This is a genomic window from Gordonia sp. LMA167 (assembly GCF_058130025.1).
The window spans coordinates 5,438,174-5,454,040 of sequence record NZ_CM176708.1 but is presented as its reverse complement, the minus strand read 5'-3'; the positions used below and the strand labels follow the sequence as shown (position 1 = coordinate 5,454,040).

Genomic DNA, 15,867 nt, shown 5'->3' with positions numbered 1-15,867 from the left:
CGGGTCAGCTCCCGGAGATAGGTCGTCGGCCGGGGTCGGATAGCCTGAGTGGAACGCATTCCGCACTGAAATCGATCAGTGCCCGACGCGAACGACAAGGGGATTTGATGACGACTGCGCAGGCGCTGGCTGCCGACAGCCGCAACGGGATCGACTACAAGGTGGCCGACCTGTCCCTCGCGGACTTCGGCCGCAAGGAGATCGAACTGGCCGAGCACGAGATGCCGGGCCTGATGTCGCTGCGGCGCGAGAACGCGGATGTGTTGCCGCTCAAGGGCGCCCGCATCTCCGGATCGCTGCACATGACGGTGCAGACCGCAGTCCTCATCGAGACCCTGGTCGCGCTCGGCGCGCAGGTCCGTTGGGCATCGTGCAACATCTTCTCCACCCAGGATCACGCCGCGGCAGCTGTCGTGGTGGGGCCGCACGGCACACCTGATGAGCCCAAGGGCGTCCCGGTGTTCGCCTGGAAGGGCGAGTCCCTGGAGGAATACTGGTGGGCGGCCGAGCAGATGCTCACCTGGCCTGACGAGCCGGCGAACATGATTCTCGATGACGGCGGCGACGCCACGATGCTCGTGCTGCGTGGGGCGGAGTTCGAGAAGGCCGGTGTGGTGCCGCCCGCCGAGGACGATCATCCCGCCGAGTACAAGGTCTTCCTCGAACTGCTGCGCTCGCGATTCGAGTCCGACAAGACCAAGTGGTCGACGATCGCGGACTCGGTCCAGGGCGTCACCGAGGAGACCACCACCGGCGTTCTGCGGCTGTACCAGTTCGCGGCGGCCGGCGAGTTGACCTTCCCCGCGATCAATGTCAACGACTCGGTCACCAAGTCGAAGTTCGACAACAAGTACGGCACCCGCCACTCGCTGATCGACGGCATCAACCGCGGCACCGACGTGCTGATCGGCGGCAAGAAGGTGCTGATCTGCGGCTATGGTGACGTGGGTAAGGGCTGCGCCGAGTCCTTGGCCGGGCAGGGCGCCCGCGTGCAGGTCACCGAGATCGATCCGATCAACGCGCTCCAGGCACTGATGGACGGTTTCGATGTCGTCACCGTCGAGCAGGCCATCAAGGACGCCGACATCGTGATCACCTCGACCGGTAACCTCGGCATCATCACGCTCGAGCACATGCGCGAGATGAAGCACCAGGCGATCCTCGGCAACATCGGCCACTTCGACAACGAGATCGACATGGCCGGTCTGGAGAACTCGGGCGCGAAGCGGATCAACATCAAGCCGCAGGTCGATCAGTGGATTTTCGACAGCGGCAAGTCGATCATCGTGCTGTCCGAGGGACGTCTGCTGAACCTGGGTAACGCGACGGGTCACCCGTCGTTCGTGATGAGCAACAGCTTCTCCAACCAGGTCATCGCGCAGATCGAGTTGTGGACCAAGAACGACGAGTACGACAACGAGGTCTACCGTCTGCCCAAGCACCTGGACGAGAAGGTCGCCCGCATCCACGTCGAGGCGCTCGGTGGCACGCTGACCAAGCTCACCAAGGAGCAGGCCGAGTACATCAACGTCGACGTCGAAGGCCCTTACAAGCCCGACCACTACCGGTACTAGTCGCGCGGGCCAACCCTCGCCGGCATCGCTGCCCAGCACGGGAGCGGCCGCCCGATGCCGCCCAGCACGGCAGTCGCGGAGCCCGACCTCCCGACGCGCCCAGCACGGTGGTCGCGGAGCCCGACCTCCCGACGCGCCCAGCAGGGTAGTCGCGGAAGCCGACCTCCCGACGCGCCCAGCACGGTAGTCGACAGAACTCAGAATTTCACCGAGCGAACCCACCGCGATCCCGAATCGCACCCGACAGGGGAACCGTGGGTTCGCTCGGTGAAATTCTGGGTTCTGTCGGCGCGAAGCTGGGTTCTGTCGGCGCGAAGCTGGGTTCTGTCGGCGCGAAGCTGGGTTCTGTCGGCGCGAAGCTGGGTTCTGTCGGCGCGAAGCTGGGTTCTGTCGGCGCGAAGCGAGGTTCTGTCGGCGTGAAAAGACGAAAGCGCTACGTCCCGATATCCGGTTCGGCACCCGGGCACACGTACCAGGTGCCGTCCTCGCGCGCGAAGTTCTCGTCGTCCTGCTTGGTGGTGGATCGCTGGTTGCCGAGTTCGAGGTGGGTGGTCACCTTCGATTCGGCAGAGTCTCCGGTCACGGTGACCTGACTCAGTTCCTCGAGGACGACGTTGCCGGTGATGTCGAGCGGTTCGGTGACCTGCGGGCGCACCGCGCTGCACACTGCGCCCTGAATCCTGCCGACGTTGCGTGAGTTCACCGCGTCGACGAAGGCCTGCATCGCGGTCCGGATGGCGATGAGGTCGGCCTGACTGGCAGGGGTCCCTGCTACGCCGGGCGCCGCGGTGGTCGTGGGGGCCGGTGTGTTCGTGGCGACGGGATCGTCGGAGGGGGCGGCGGTCCGGAACGCGACGGTCACGACCAGGACCGCCACCGCCAGGACGGCGAGTACGCCGACCACGATTCCGGCGATCATGCCGCCGTTTCGACGTGGCGGTGGCGGAGGCGGGAAGGGCGGCAGGTGCCCGCCCGGGAAGGGTGCGCCGGGAAACGGGGCACCCGGGGGTGCCTGATACGGGGGTGGCCCGCTCGGATACATCGGCGGGGCCGGGGGTGGTGCTGCTCGAAATGGTTCCTGGGCCACGGAATCCGGGCGGCTGTGGCGGTGAGGCGGAGGCGCATCGGGACCGGGGCTCGGTGCAAACCATTGAGGGTGGGCCTGTGGCGGCACGGTCTGGGGATGGGGCGGTGGGGTCGAGGCCTGCGGGCCGGGAGGCGGGGAACCCGGCGGCGGAGCGCCGGGTGGCTGCTGGTAGGTCAAGGCGCATCCTTCCCGCGGTGGGCTGGAACTTCCAGGCTATCGAAATCGCAGGTGATCGGCACGGAGGTCATTCGTCGAGTAGACGCACCGCGAGGTCGTCGGTCCCGCTGTCGGCGGTCGACATCCACGGTGACATCCAATTGTTCTGGGCGAGTTGCCGATACACCGCGTCCACGCGATGCTGGAGTTCCTGGTCGCGTTCGTAGGCGTCGCGGGGCCGGGTCGCGTCGGTCGCGGCGCGATGCGCCGCCCGATCCATGGCCACCTTCGGTGGAACACCGAGCAGCACATGATGGTCGGGAACCGGCAGGCCGAATCGGCCGAACTCGATGTCTCTGACCCAATCGACCATCTCGCCGTCGGCGTCCTGTTCGAGCCGCGCGGCGTTGTACGCGGCGTTCGACGCCACGTACCGATCGAGCAGCACGATGTCGTGATCGGCGATGGCACGGCGGATCTCGTCGGCCGCGCCGGCCCGGTCGAGGGCGAACATGAGGGCCATCGCGTACACGCTGTCGCGCAGATCCCCGTGCCGGCCGTGCAGGGCCTCGGCGGCGAGGTCGGCGGTCACCGATTCGCCGTAGCGGGGGAAGGTCAGGGTCCACACCCGGACGCCGTCTCGTCGCCATCGATCGACCAGCGCGGACACGAGAGTGTTCTTGCCCGCGCCGTCGAGTCCCTCGACCGCTATGAGTTGGCCCACGTGGGGGATCTTAACGTCATCGGGATCGTGTTCCGGGAGGGGCCGTGACGATGCGTCGCGGAGTGACGGCGAGCCGGGTTCGGCGCGTCATCTCCGCGGTTGAGTCACGAAAGTGTCACCATTGGATACATGAAGCCTCGCATTCTCGTCGTCGACGACGACGCCGCACTCGCCGAGATGCTCACGATCGTGCTGCGGGGTGAAGGTTTCGAACCGTTCGTGGTCGGCGACGGCACCCAGGCGTTGACGGCGGTGCGGGAGATCCGCCCCGATCTGGTATTGCTGGACCTGATGCTCCCGGGGATGAACGGCATCGACGTCTGCCGGGTTCTGCGCGCCGACTCCGGTGTGCCGATCGTGATGCTCACCGCGAAGTCCGACACCGTCGACGTCGTGCTGGGCCTGGAGTCCGGCGCCGACGACTACATGGTCAAGCCGTTCAAACCGAAGGAACTCGTGGCCCGGGTCCGCGCCCGTCTGCGCCGTACCGACGAGGAACCCGCGGAGCTGCTGTCGATCGGGCCCGTCGAGATCGACGTTCCCGCGCACAAGGTGACCCGTGACGGCGTCCCCATCTCGCTGACGCCGCTGGAGTTCGATCTGCTGGTCGCGCTGGCGCGCAAGCCGCGGCAGGTGTTCACCCGCGACGTACTGCTGGAGCAGGTGTGGGGCTACCGCCATCCGGCGGACACTAGACTCGTGAACGTGCATGTCCAGCGTCTGCGAGCGAAGGTCGAAACCGACCCGGAGAATCCTGAGGTCGTATTGACGGTGAGGGGGGTCGGCTACAAGGCCGGCCCGCCGTGATCGGTCGACCCAGACGTCGCGTCAACAGCACCTTCGGGCGCATCACCCGCGCTGCGAGCAGGATCGGTCGAGCCTTCGGGCGGATCTGGCGCCGATCCCTGCAGCTGCGTGTGGTGGTGTCGACGTTGGTGCTGTCTTTTGTCGTCATCTTGATCCTGGTGTTCGTGCTGATCAGCCAGATCACCGATCGGCTGCTGGATGTGAAACTGACCGCCGCCACCGAAGAGGTCGAGCGGGCCCGAATCGCCGTGGAGCGTGATCTGGCCAGCAGCGACGGCAACATGTCGGTGCAGAACCGGCTCCGACAGACCCGATCGCTGCTCACCGACCGTGACGTCGACACCACGGAGAATTCCGGCACGGTCGGGACATTCGACACCGTCCTGCTGGTCCCCGGTTCGGCGGAGGACGGCACCGACAGCGGCGTCGGTCCCATCGCGGAGATTCCCGACAATTTGCGGGACATGGTGAAGGGCGGGCAGGTCGCCTATCAGTACTCGTCCATCCCGACCGCGTCCGGCGGTTCCGAACCCGCGCTCATCGTCGGGACACCCACGAATGCGGCGGTGGCCGGGCTCGAGTTGTATCTCGTGTTTCCGCTGACCAGTGAGCAGAACACCGTCGACCTCGTGCGCGGAACGCTCGTGACCGGTGCGGTGGTGTTGCTGGGTCTGCTCGCGGCCATCGCCTGGCTGGTCTCGCGGCAGGTGGTGTTGCCGGTCCGGTCCGCATCCCGGATCGCGGTACGGTTCGCCGACGGCCGGCTCAAGGAACGGATGCCGGTCCGCGGTGAGGACGACATGGCCCGCCTGGCGATGTCGTTCAACGACATGGCGGAGAGTCTGTCGAAACAGATCACCCATCTCGAGGAGTTCGGCGGGCTGCAACGCCAGTTCACCTCCGATGTCAGCCATGAGCTGCGCACGCCGCTGACCACGGTGCGCATGGCCAGTGATGTGCTCTACGAGGGCCGCGACGAGCTGGACCCGGTGCGCAAGCGGTCGGTCGAACTCCTCGACAAAGAGCTGGACCGGTTCGAGACGTTGCTCAACGAGCTGCTGGAGATCTCGCGGCACGATGCCGGCATGGCCGAGCTCGCGGCCGAGCGGATGGACATGGCGATCCCGATCGACGGTGCGCTCGCGACGGTGAGTCACCTGGCCGAGGAGACCGGCACCGAACTGGTCCTGGACCTTCCCACCGAGCCGGTCATCGCGGAGATCGATCCGCGCCGAGTGGAGCGGATCCTGCGAAACCTGCTGGCCAACGCGATCGATCACGGCGAGCGCAAACCCGTGGTCCTCACCATGCGGTCCGACGGTGACGCGGTGGCGATCACGGTTCGCGACAACGGCATCGGGTTGCGGCCGGGCGAGGAGAAGCTCGTCTTCAACCGCTTCTGGCGTTCGGACCCGTCCCGGTTCCGCCGATCCGGCGGCACCGGTCTGGGACTCGCGATCAGTATCGAGGACGCCCGCCTGCATCAGGGACGGTTGGAGGCGTGGGGTGAGCCGGGCAAGGGCGCCTGCTTCCGGTTGACACTTCCGCTGGAGCGAGGACACAAGGTGCTGGGCAGTCCGCTGCCGCTCAAGCCGGTCGGTGGAACGCTCGCCCGTTCCGCGGCCGCCGCGCGGTCTGCCGCGGTGAAGGAGACCGACGCCGTGCCCGAACCCGAGGACGGGCCGCCTGATCCGACGCCGTCGGAGTCCAGCACCGGGGGAGGTGGCCGTGGCGCCGACTGACCGTGGTGCGCGCCGGCGCGGTGGCCGGCGCGTGATCGGACTGCTGGTGCTGATCCTGGTCGCGTCGACCTGCGTGGTGGCCGGATGCGGCTCGATCCCCAACAGTTCCTCACCCCAGCCGATCACCGCATTCGAACAGCAGGGCCCCACCAACGCGGTTCCGGTACCGCAACCCGACATGGACCCCGAGTCGCTGATCCGCGCCTTCCTCAAGGCGACCGCCGACCCCGATTCAGGGCATCGTGCGGCACGAAACTTCCTCACGACAGCGGCCTCGGAGCAATGGGACGACCGCGGTGACATGCTCATCGTCGACGAGATCAACATCTTCGTCGACCAGCGCAGCGAGGACGCGGTACGTCTGCGGCTGATCGGCGACAACGTCGGAACACTGAAGACCGACGGCCAACTGCTCCCGGCGACGGGACGGGTCGAGACGACGCTGTCCCTGGCCCGGGTGGGTGACGAATGGCGGATCGACGGACCGCTCCCGAACGGGACGATGATCGACCGCAATCAGTTCGACTCCGCCTATCGTGGCGTCAACCTGTATTTCACCGACCGCAGCCTGCAGCACCTGGTCGCCGACCCGAGGTGGCTCTACTCGGGCAAGGATGCCGAGCCGACCGAGCTGATCAACCATCTGATCGCCGGGCCGTCATCGGAACTCGCGGGTTCGGTCGACAGCGGCTTCCCCAACGGTTCCGCGCTGCGCGGCCCGGTGATCTCGATGTCCGACGGTGGGGTGCGGATCGAGCTGACCGGGATCGGGTCGAGTTCGACGCGAGACCGCACCGCGATGGCGGCGCAGATCATCTGGACACTCGACTCGGCAGACATCGGTGGTCCGTATGTCATCAACGCCGACGGCGGGCCGCTGATCCCGGAGCGGGCGTCCGGATGGCAGACGGCGGACGTGAAGTCGTTCGATCCGTCGTCGGTTCCGTCCACCGACGTCGGACTGAACATCATCCGTTCCGGTGCTCTTCTCAAGGTCACCGACTCGGGCACGGTGCCGGTCGACGGGCCGCTGGGCAGGACCCGCGACGTGCGGTCGGCGGTCATCTCCTCGGATGGTCAACGCTCGGCCGCGGTCCTGGCGCACACCGGTGCGGGACCGCGGCTGGACCTGGTGATCGGCCCGTACGGCTCCGACCAGGGCGTGGTGGTCTCGGGGGATTCGATCACCCGGCCATCCTTCGCGCAGGATTCCAACACGGTGTGGGCGGTGGTCGACGGTCGTCCGGTGCAGTGGGTACGCGACGAGACCGGCGACAGCACCCGCCTGACGACGGTGGACGCCGCCTCGATCGCGACCGTGGCACGCGGCCCGATCACCGAGCTGCAAGTGGCACCGGACGGTGTACGTGCCGCTCTCATCGTCGGCGGGCAGGTGGTGTTCGCGGTGGTGTCCACCAACGCCGACGGCGGGATGTCGTTGACCAGCCCGAGGATCGCCGCCTACAACATCGGTGGCCAGGCCGTATCGCTGGACTGGGCGTCGCCGACCACGGTGATGGTGGCCCGCAGTGCACTCGAATCTCCGGTGGTGCAGTTGTCGATCAACGGCACACCCGCGGTCGGGCTGCTCTCGGGCAACCTCTCGCCACCGGTGCGGGCGGTCGTGGCCGACCAGTCGACCGTCTACGTCGGCGACACCCACGGGGTACTCCGGCTCGGCAGCTCGCACGGCCAGCCCGACCAGTACTGGACCGAGGTCGAGCCCGCGATGGCACCCGACGCCATCCCGGTTCTGCCCTGAGGACTCGGGCGCTCAGGCTCCCGCGACAACCATCACGGCATTCAGCGTCACCCCGTGCGCGGCGAGGACACGTGCCGACTCGGCCGCGGTGGCACCGGTGGTGAGGATGTCGTCGACCAATATCGCTGTGCCGATCGGCTGGCGGAGCAGATGAGTGCGCGAACCCCGCACCCGAATGCTGCCGGACAGGTTCGCCACCCGCTCGCGTGCGTCGAGGCCGGCGGAATCCCGGGCGCCCATGGCGGTGAACAGCAGGTCGGCGACCCGGACGCGTGGGCCGAGCTGGTCCGCGGTCGCCCGGGCGATCGCGGTGGCGTGATCGCCTCCGCGACGGCGTGCCGACGCGGACCGGGTCGGTGCCGGGATCAGGGTCAGGCGGTTGGTATCGGGTAACTCCTCCCAGTGCGCCAGCGTGGCGATGCCCCGGGCCAGCGCCAGGCCCAGTGGTGCGCACAGGTCTCGCCGGCCATGCTCCTTCACCGATATCAGCGCCCCACGGTAGGGGCCGCGATACCGCCCGAGCGCCCACGCATCGACGCCGACCTCGACGCGTGGTTCGAGCCGCACCGGGGTGTCGGCGAGCACCGCGGCGCACCCGTCACACCACGGGACACCCGGAGCGTCGCAACCGCCGCAGACCGTGGGCACCATCAGGTCGGCGCCGGAGGTCAGAATCTCCACGGTGCGCGCGGCCAGACCGCGTCGTCCTCGGTTCATCAGGTGATCGTGCCGGACCGATCCGGGCAATCCGTGGCGAACCGGCACCTGCTCCGGAAATGTGGATGGCGGGACGTTTGGGGACAACGAGCCGGGACCTCCGTCCTGTCTCGTGCGCATACACGCCGATGTTGGCCCGAAACGTGGCCAGTAGGCGAACTTCGGGCTACGGTCGAAGGCACAGAAGGTAGCCGCCGCTTTTCGCGAGGAGGTGAGGCCCCTGCCCGTGAGTGCCAGCCGTCGGCTGGCATGGCCACGATTCCTATCCGACGACGAAGGCGTCAGCGAGACAACGGATCTGATACGTCGCTGCACCCAGTGCCAAATCTCTTCTCCCGGGGACCTGGCGGTAGTCCCCGCAGGCATTTGCAGGAGCGGACCATTCCGCCCAGGGCGACGTCCCCCCCATTGCGGCACACTGCCGCCACTACCGGTGGGTGATCGGGTTCGCGCAGCTGGCCCTCTGCGTGGTTCGGACGTGGAACCATCTGAAGGAGGAAGTTGTTTATGTCAACAGTCATCCATCGAAAAGGCCATCGCGAATCGAAGGTCGGCGAGCAACGCCCCGCCGATTCCGTCCGGGACGCCGCGACTGACAGTCAGTCCGGTGAAGACCCGGCGTTCGACCCCAGTTTCGCGTTCGTCCGTCCTGCCGGAACCGTCGACGCCGACGAACCCGCCGAACCGACGGCCACGGTCGTATTCAACGGCCGTAACGTCGAGATACCCGGGCACTACCGAATCTATGTGGGAGACAAGCTAGCTCGGCTCGAGCGCTTCGACCCTTCCATCTTCCGCTTCGACGTCGAGCTGTTCCACGAACGCAACCGTCGGCAATCGAAGGTGTGTCAACAGGTCGAGATCACCGCGATCGGCAAGGGTCCCAAGGCGCGCGCGCAGGCGTGTGGTGAGAACTTCTACGCGGCCCTCGAAGGAGCACTCGACAAGCTCGAGTCCCGATTGCGCCGCGTCAAGGACCGTCGGCGGGTGTCCTACGGGAACCGGCGGCCCATCTCGGTCGCCGAGGCCACCGAGATCGGTGCCCCCCAGCTGCGGGACAACCAGCTCACCGTCCAGCCCGACGCCACCGGCTCGGCCGACGTCGAGAAGTCCTGGGACGACGGCGTCGAGGAGCACACTCCCGGACACGTCGTACGGATCAAGGAGCACGAAGCGGTCCCGATGTCGGTGGATGACGCCCTCTACGAGATGGAACTCGTCGGTCACGACTTCTTCCTGTTCCACGACAAGGAGACGGATCAGGCGTCGGTGGTCTATCGGCGCCACGCCTTCGACTACGGGCTCATCCGTCTGGCCTGACCGGGTCTCGTCCGGTGCGATGTAACACCTGATCGCAGCACCGATCAGGTTGCACTTAGGCGAGCTGAGTACCATGGGATCCGGCCTGCGCTGGTTGCAGGCCGGATTTCGTGTGTAGTCGACATGAGTGAGGGACTCGATCCACGGTGCTGAACAAGCTGTTGCGCGTCGGTGAAGGCCGCATGGTCAAGCGTCTCGATGCGATCGCATCGCACGTCGAAGCGCTGTCCGACGAGGTCGAGGCTCTGACCGACGACGAACTGCGCGCGAAGACCGACGAGTTCAAGGAGCGCATCGCCGACGGCGCGGACCTCGACGAGCTGCTCCCCGAGGCCTTTGCGGTGGCCCGCGAAGCCGCCTGGCGGGTACTCGAGCAGAAGCACTTCCACGTCCAGATCATGGGCGGTGCGGCGCTGCATTACGGCAACATCGCCGAGATGAAGACCGGTGAGGGCAAGACCCTCACCTGTGTGCTGCCGGCCTACCTCAACGCCCTGGCGGGTGATGGCGTGCACGTCGTCACCGTCAACGACTACCTGGCCAAGCGTGACGCGGAGTGGATGGGGCGTGTCCACCGCTTCCTCGGCCTCGATACCGCGGTGATCCTCACCGGGATGAGCCCCGACCAGCGTCGCGAGGCGTATGCCGCCGACATCACCTACGGCACCAACAACGAGTTCGGCTTCGACTACCTGCGCGACAACATGGCGCACTCACTGGCGGAGTTGGTGCAGCGCGGGCACAACTACGCGATCGTCGACGAGGTCGACTCGATCCTCGTCGACGAGGCCCGTACCCCGCTGATCATCTCGGGTCCCGCCGAGGGGTCGAGCAAGTGGTATCTCGAGTTTGCCCGTATCGCACCGCTTCTCGAGCGCGACGTGCACTACGAGGTCGACATCAAGAAGAAGACCATTGGTGTACACGAGGCGGGTGTCGAGTTCGTCGAGGATCAGCTCGGCATCGACAATCTCTACGAGGCCGCCAATTCCCCGCTGGTCAGCTATCTGAACAACGCCATCAAGGTCAAGGAACACTTCCACCGCGACAAGGACTACATCGTCCGCAACGGTGAGGTGCTCATCGTCGACGAGTTCACCGGTCGCGTCCTGGACGGCCGCCGGTTCAACGAAGGCCTGCACCAGGCGATCGAGGCCAAGGAACACGTCGAGATCAAGGCGGAGAACCAGACCCTGGCGACGATCACCCTGCAGAACTACTTCCGCATGTACGACAAGCTGGCCGGCATGACGGGCACCGCCGAGACCGAGGCCGCCGAGTTCGACCAGATCTACAAGCTCGGTGTGCTGCCGATCCCGACGAACAAGCCGATGATCCGCAAGGATCAGACCGACCTCATCTACAAGACCGAAGAGGCCAAGTTCGCCGCGGTCGTCGACGACATCACCGAGCGTCATCAGGTCGGCCAACCGGTGCTGATCGGTACCACCAGCGTCGAGCGTTCGGAGTATCTGTCCCGGCAGCTGGCCAAACGTGACATCCCGCACAACGTGCTCAACGCAAAGTTCCACGAGCAGGAGGCGCAGATCATCGCCGAGGCCGGTCGTACCGGCGCGGTGACCGTCGCCACCAACATGGCGGGTCGCGGTACCGACGTCGTGCTCGGCGGTAATCCCGACATCCTGGCCGACATCCGCCTGCGCAAGGCCGGACTCGACCCGGTGAACACGCCCGACGATTACGAGGAGGCGTGGCCCGAGGCGATCGAGGTGGCCCGCGCCGCCGCAGCCGACGAGGCAGAGGCGGTCAAGGAGGCCGGCGGCCTCTATGTGCTGGGTACCGAGCGTCACGAGTCACGACGCATCGACAATCAGCTGCGCGGCCGTTCGGGCCGTCAGGGTGACCCGGGCGAATCGCGCTTCTACCTCTCGCTCGGCGACGAGCTGATGCGGCGCTTCAACGGTGCCGCGCTCGAATCGATCATGAACCGGGTCAACCTGCCCGATGACGTGCCGATCGAGGCGAAGATGGTCACCAAGGCCATCCGCAGTGCACAGACGCAGGTCGAGCAGCAGAACTTCGAGGTCCGCAAGAACGTCCTCAAGTACGACGAGGTGATGAACGAGCAGCGCAAGGTCATCTATGGCGAGCGTCGCCGCATCCTCGAGGGCGAGGACCACCGCGAGCAGGTTCAGACCATGATCGAGGACGTGGTCACCGCCTATGTCCAGGGCGCCACCGCCGAGGGATACGCCGAGGATTGGGATCTCGACGAGCTCTGGAACGCGCTGCGCACGCTGTATCCGATCTCCCTGGACCCGAAGGAGGTCGTCGGCGAGAACGAGTTCGGTGAGCGCGACGACATCAGCGCGGAAGATCTCGAGGAGATCTTGATCGGCGATGCGCGCAAGGCCTACGAGGCGCGTGAGGCCGAGATCGAGCAGATCGCCGGCGAGGGCGCCATGCGTCAGCTCGAACGCACGATTCTGCTGACCGTTCTGGACCGCAAATGGCAGGACCACCTCTACGAGATGGACTACCTGCGCGAAGGTATCCACCTGCGGTCGATGGCCCAGCGCGACCCGGTGGTGGAGTATCAGCGCGAGGGATACGACATGTTCAGCGGCATGCTCGAGGGGCTCAAGGAGGAGGCTCTCGGGTTCCTGTTCAACGTGCAGGTGCAGACCGAGCAGGCCCCGGCGCCGACGCCGGGCCCGGTCGCGCAGATTCCGATCCCCACGCCCGCACCGGCCGGTGTCGCCGGCAACGGCAGCGCCCCGGCAGCGGCAGACGCGCAGCAGGACGTGCCGCCCGCGCTGCGGGCCGTCGGCGTCGAACAGTCCGAGGTCCCGATGACCTATTCGGGTCCCGCCGAGGGTGGCGGAACGGAGATCCATTCCGAGGACGAGGAGCTCGACGACCCGGCGCTGGTCTCTGCCACTCGCCGCGAACGTCGGGCCGCGGCTCGCGAGACCGCCAAGAGCGGTCGCGCCAAGCCGCCGAAGGCACGCAAGAAGCGTCGCTGAGCGTCACCCGTCGTCCTGCGAGGATGCGTCACCCCACGCTCCCTGAGGAGCCTGCGAGGATGCGTCACCCCACGCTCCCTGAGGAGCCTGCGAGGATGCGTCACCCCACGCTCCCTGAGGAGCCTGCGAGGATGCGTCACCCCTCGCTCCCTGAGGAGCCTGCGAGCCTGCGAGGATGCGTCACCCCTCGCTCCCTGAGGAGCCTGCGAGGATGCGTCACCCCACGCTCCCTGAGGAGCCTCCGAGCCTGCGAGGATGCCTCACCCCACGCTCCCTGAGGAGCCTCCGAGCCTGCGAGGATGCGTCACGAAGGGCGGCCCTTCGTGACGGTCCTCCGCTGGCGCTCCGGACCTCCTCAGGGATCGGGTGGAATTTTGGTGGCGAGGCCGGTGTTGGTCTCATCACCCGATTCGTGGTGCAGGTGTCAAGAGCGAGCTCGCGAGCGTCACCACCCGTTCCCTGAGGCGCCGCCCTGAGGAGCGAGCTTGCGAGCGTCACGAAGGGAGCGAGCTCGCGAGCGTCACCACCCGGTCCCTGAGGAGCGAGCTCGCGAGCGTCACCACCCGTTCCCTGAGGAGCGAGCTCGCGAGCGTCACGAAGGGCCCACAAGAAAATTCCAAGAACTTCTCCAGTGACCGGAACCGTCGACGGGTGTGATGCGTCCGATATCTATGGAGACGCCCCGAGTCCTGATCCGGCCCGCCGAACCCTACGAACCGCCGGCCCGACCTCCCGATGCCGTTGGGCAGCTCCGCCCGGTGGCGACGTCGGCCGCTGCGGGGACCCTTGGCTCCACCCGGCCTCGCCCGGCGTTGTCCGCGGCAACCGTCGATGCCCGGCGGTTCGCCATCGGCACCGTCACACTGGTCCTCGAGATCCTGGACCGGCGACGTAGCGTCAATCAGCTGGACAGCATGGCGCCCCCGCAGCTTCTCGACCAGGTGGCCACCCTGGTTCGGGTTCACGGGGCGGGGCGGGCACCCGGGGGAGGGTCGTCGAACGGGGACACCACCGCCACCCTGCGGCGCGTACACGTGCAGATGCGGGGACCCGGCTCCGCCGAGATCTTCGGCAGCTACCAACGAGGCGAGCGCGTCCGGGCTTTCGCGGCCCGCATCGAGCAGCTGCCGCGGCGGGTACGCAACGCCCCCGCCCGCCACCACTCGGTTCTGCGCCGCGCCGTCGAATATCGTTGGCAGCTGGTCACTTTTACCCTCGTCTGAGGTCCGGCTTCGTCGCAACCCTCGAGTGGGGTGGTTGCGTGATCGCTGGTCGGGCACGGCCCATCCGCTGCGTCGGCAACTGCGCGACGTGCGGCGGATGCGCACAACGTGTCGGTGTGACCTTTCGAGGCACTACGATCACTGACGTGGTCAACCGACTCTCCCCGCGCGAAGCGATGTTCTACTTTCTCGACGAGTCCGGCACCACAACGCACCTCGGTGCGCTGCTCATCATCGATCCCGCAGAGTCCCGCCAACCCAAGAATCCCGACAAAGCGCTGGTGGCCGACAAAGCGCAGGCGAGCGACAAGCCGTCAGCGCAGGACAAGCCCGCGCCGCAGGTCAGGCGAACCGAGACGGAGAACGCGGCTGATCCGGACGCCGAGAAGTCCGCCACGCCGACCGCTGTGCCACTGGATTATCCGAGGCTTGTCGCGCTGGTCGAGAACCGCCTCCAGCTCATCCCCCGATACCGACAGATCGTGCGGGAGGTGACTCTGGGGCTGGCCCGTCCGGTATGGGTCGACGACCCCGATTTCGACATCAATTTCCACATCCGCCGATCCGGGCTCCCACGCCCCGGTGACACGGCCCAGTTGCAGGATCTGATCGCCCGCGTGATGTCACGCCCACTGGACCGGACTCGGCCGCTGTGGGAGATGTACCTCATCGAGGGTCTCCCGGATGGCAAGCTCGCGATCCTGACCAAGACGCACCGCTGTCTGGTCGACGGTGAGACCTCACTCGAGATCAGCGAGGCGATCTGCGACGAGGAACCAGAGGTGGAACCGCTCGCCGAGGATCTGTGGATGCCGGGAGCCCCGCCCGGCGCGACCACTTTGACGGTCGGCGCGATCGCCGAGGCGTTCTCCCGACCGGGCGACCTGATCGACTCGCTGATCCACGGCAACTCGATCGTGTCGGATTTGCGGACCACCGCCGAGAGCACGATCCGCCGGGTCGGTGGTTTCGTGCAGCAGATCAGCGACTCCGCGCCACCGAGCAGGCTCAACAACTCGACGACGTCGACTCGGATCTTTGCCGTCGCGACGGTGCCGCGTCGCGGCTGCGCCAAGATCGCCGACCACTACGACTGCACGGTCAACGACGTCGAACTCGCCATCATCTCGGGCGTGATGCGACGCTGGATGCTCTCCTTCGAGGAATCCGTCCAGTCCGGCGACACGGTGCGGGTCGTGCTGCCCCTGTCGGCCCGGGACCCCTCGGTGGAGCGGCGCGTCGACGCCGACGGACGATGGATCGCCGTGGGCAAACCGAGCTTCGTGACAGATCTGCCGGTCGGGGAGGACAACCCGGCCGTCCGCCTCGCGCAGGTCGCCGGACTGGCCAACCGGTATTCGCAGTCCTCGCGCCGACTCTCGATGGGCCCGCAGCCGTTGCTCCCGGAGCTCGGCGTGGTGCCCTTCCCGGAACTGAGTTCGCGCGCGTTCCGCAGTCTGAACCGGCGGAGCTACAACGTGCCGGTGGGGATGGGGACATCGCCGGTGGCCGGTCGGTACGTCCGCGGTTGTCCGGTCTCCGAGATGTATGCCATCCCGACGTTGATGGCGCAACGTGCGCTGGCGATCAACATCACCGACTACCACAACAATCTGCAGTTCGCCTTCATCGCCGACCGTGGCGTGATGAGCGATCTGCCCGCCATGACCGACTACGTGACCGAGTCCTACGAGGAACTCGTGGCCACCAAGTGACCGATGGTGAAAGACACACGGCCGCAAGGTCTTATCAGGTGACCGCTAGGGTC

The 15,867-nt window shown here is 66.8% G+C and carries 11 protein-coding genes; 8 read left to right on the top strand and 3 right to left on the bottom strand.

Annotated features, from left to right (window positions below; all coding sequences use genetic code 11):
* Nucleotides 1-107 precede the first annotated feature (107 nt).
* Nucleotides 108-1,574, top strand: a complete 1,467-nt coding sequence (gene ahcY / locus ACVT6V_RS24805; protein ID WP_489896741.1) for an adenosylhomocysteinase — start codon at nt 108-110, stop codon at nt 1,572-1,574.
* A gap of 433 nt (nt 1,575-2,007) precedes the next feature.
* Here the strand turns inward: ahcY and ACVT6V_RS24800 are convergent, their stop codons facing one another.
* Nucleotides 2,008-2,493, bottom strand: a complete 486-nt coding sequence (locus ACVT6V_RS24800) for an Rv0361 family membrane protein (protein WP_489896740.1) — start codon at nt 2,491-2,493, stop codon at nt 2,008-2,010.
* Between the two features lie 412 nt (nt 2,494-2,905).
* A complete protein-coding gene (locus tag ACVT6V_RS24795; protein ID WP_489896739.1) occupies nt 2,906-3,541 on the bottom strand; it encodes a dTMP kinase in 636 nt (211 codons plus the stop codon).
* 129 nt (nt 3,542-3,670) lie between these two features.
* Here ACVT6V_RS24795 and mtrA point away from each other — a divergent pair, with 129 nt between their 5' ends.
* The 3 genes from mtrA to lpqB are packed head-to-tail and all read left to right on the top strand — an operon-like array spanning nt 3,671 to nt 7,852.
* A complete protein-coding gene (gene mtrA / locus ACVT6V_RS24790) occupies nt 3,671-4,348 on the top strand; it encodes an MtrAB system response regulator MtrA (protein WP_004023513.1) in 678 nt (225 codons plus the stop codon).
* Nucleotides 4,345-6,090: an MtrAB system histidine kinase MtrB gene (gene mtrB / locus ACVT6V_RS24785; RefSeq protein WP_489896738.1), complete on the top strand. Its 1,746-nt coding sequence runs from the start codon at nt 4,345-4,347 to the stop codon at nt 6,088-6,090. The genes mtrA and mtrB overlap by 4 nt, the downstream gene beginning before the upstream one ends.
* Nucleotides 6,077-7,852, top strand: coding sequence for an MtrAB system accessory lipoprotein LpqB (gene lpqB / locus ACVT6V_RS24780; protein ID WP_489896737.1), 1,776 nt, complete (start codon nt 6,077-6,079; stop codon nt 7,850-7,852). The genes mtrB and lpqB overlap by 14 nt, the downstream gene beginning before the upstream one ends.
* Before the next feature lie 12 nt (nt 7,853-7,864).
* On the opposite strand, the gene ACVT6V_RS24775 is transcribed toward lpqB, so the two are convergent.
* A complete protein-coding gene (locus ACVT6V_RS24775) occupies nt 7,865-8,569 on the bottom strand; it encodes a ComF family protein (RefSeq protein WP_489896736.1) in 705 nt (234 codons plus the stop codon).
* Nucleotides 8,570-9,076: 507 nt separating this feature from the next.
* On the opposite strand from ACVT6V_RS24775, the gene hpf reads away from it, so the two are divergent.
* The 4 genes from hpf (at nt 9,077) to ACVT6V_RS24755 (ending at nt 15,814) form a co-directional block, all read left to right on the top strand.
* A complete protein-coding gene (gene hpf / locus ACVT6V_RS24770; protein ID WP_489896735.1) occupies nt 9,077-9,889 on the top strand; it encodes a ribosome hibernation-promoting factor, HPF/YfiA family in 813 nt (270 codons plus the stop codon).
* A 146-nt stretch (nt 9,890-10,035) separates the two neighbouring features.
* Nucleotides 10,036-12,876 (top strand): preprotein translocase subunit SecA, encoded by a 2,841-nt coding sequence (secA, locus tag ACVT6V_RS24765; RefSeq protein ID WP_489896734.1) that lies wholly within the window; start codon nt 10,036-10,038, stop codon nt 12,874-12,876.
* Between the two features lie 656 nt (nt 12,877-13,532).
* Entirely contained in the window at nt 13,533-14,099 is a 567-nt protein-coding gene (locus ACVT6V_RS24760) for an Rv3235 family protein (protein ID WP_489896733.1), read from the top strand.
* Between the two features lie 146 nt (nt 14,100-14,245).
* Nucleotides 14,246-15,814: a wax ester/triacylglycerol synthase domain-containing protein gene (locus tag ACVT6V_RS24755; protein WP_489896732.1), complete on the top strand. Its 1,569-nt coding sequence runs from the start codon at nt 14,246-14,248 to the stop codon at nt 15,812-15,814.
* The last annotated feature ends 53 nt before the right edge of the window (nt 15,815-15,867 follow it).

Bases quoted from the DNA above. Each gene is read 5' to 3' on its own strand.
- ACVT6V_RS24760 (WP_489896733.1), top strand. From the start codon at position 13,533: ATGCGTCCGATATCTATGGAGACGCCCCGAGTCCTGATCCGGCCCGCC.
- ACVT6V_RS24800 (WP_489896740.1), bottom strand. From the start codon at position 2,493: ATGATCGCCGGAATCGTGGTCGGCGTACTCGCCGTCCTGGCGGTGGCG.
- mtrA (WP_004023513.1), top strand. From the start codon at position 3,671: ATGAAGCCTCGCATTCTCGTCGTCGACGACGACGCCGCACTCGCCGAG.
- ahcY (WP_489896741.1), top strand. From the start codon at position 108: ATGACGACTGCGCAGGCGCTGGCTGCCGACAGCCGCAACGGGATCGAC.
- hpf (WP_489896735.1), top strand. From the start codon at position 9,077: ATGTCAACAGTCATCCATCGAAAAGGCCATCGCGAATCGAAGGTCGGC.
- ACVT6V_RS24775 (WP_489896736.1), bottom strand. From the start codon at position 8,569: ATGAACCGAGGACGACGCGGTCTGGCCGCGCGCACCGTGGAGATTCTG.